The 684-nt window shown below is 54.4% G+C and carries 1 protein-coding gene; it reads right to left on the minus strand.

Annotation, left to right across the window (positions count from 1 at the left end; translation table 11 throughout):
* Window positions 1-154 precede the first annotated feature (154 nt).
* Entirely contained in the window at window positions 155-334 is a 180-nt protein-coding gene (locus JWR98_RS29190; RefSeq protein WP_017527541.1) for a hypothetical protein, read from the minus strand.
* Window positions 335-684: the final 350 nt, after the last annotated feature.

Genomic DNA, 684 nt, shown 5'->3' on the forward strand with positions numbered 1-684 from the left:
CCGTGCTAGACGTGTGCAAGGATACCGACGTATGCCAGGCGGTGAGGCCCGTTCGTCGATTAGCGCGATATTGAGTGTGTCGGCAGGGTGTTTCGGACTCTAGTCCTAGCGCCTTGAGAGCAAGACGCTTAAGGACCAGGTGTGTTGCGCGGTTTTACTTTTTACCCAGGCTGATCTGCTTGGACGGGCCGAAAGTCTGGCCGCTTACGCCCTTGGCAATTTGCTGGATTTCGCCACCGGACTTGAGGAAAGCCGCGATCTGGTTGTTGATCGATTCGCTGGTTTCAACGGCGGGAGCTGGCTTTGCTTTGCTGTTGGATGCTTTTACGCGCATGGCGGCCACTAACCTGTAAAAAATTAACTTGGCCAGGCATCGTACAGGAAATACTTGACAATTACTTGGTAAATATCCCCGAAGAATTAGTGTGGTGCCTGAAAATAGCCACCGTTGATCTGTGAAATCGCCTGCTAACGTGCTGTTTTGAATCGAAACCCTGGGCATTGATCGGGACAATCCGCTTGCCTGAATTCAGCCGATCGATCGGACGAGCGGGGCGGTGCCATTGGAACGCCACGCCAGCCCGCGATTTTCAGCGCCCGTCGCGTGGCAGGCGCAACTCGGGTAGAATGCCGCCCACGTAATGAGGGTATTGGACATGGCTTTAGTCGGGCGCTACAACAGTT

Origin of the sequence: Pseudomonas lactucae (genome assembly GCF_016937615.1) — a bacterium.
Classification (GTDB): domain Bacteria; phylum Pseudomonadota; class Gammaproteobacteria; order Pseudomonadales; family Pseudomonadaceae; genus Aquipseudomonas; species Aquipseudomonas lactucae.

Bases quoted from the DNA above. Each gene is read 5' to 3' on its own strand.
- JWR98_RS29190 (WP_017527541.1), bottom strand. From the start codon at position 334: ATGCGCGTAAAAGCATCCAACAGCAAAGCAAAGCCAGCTCCCGCCGTT.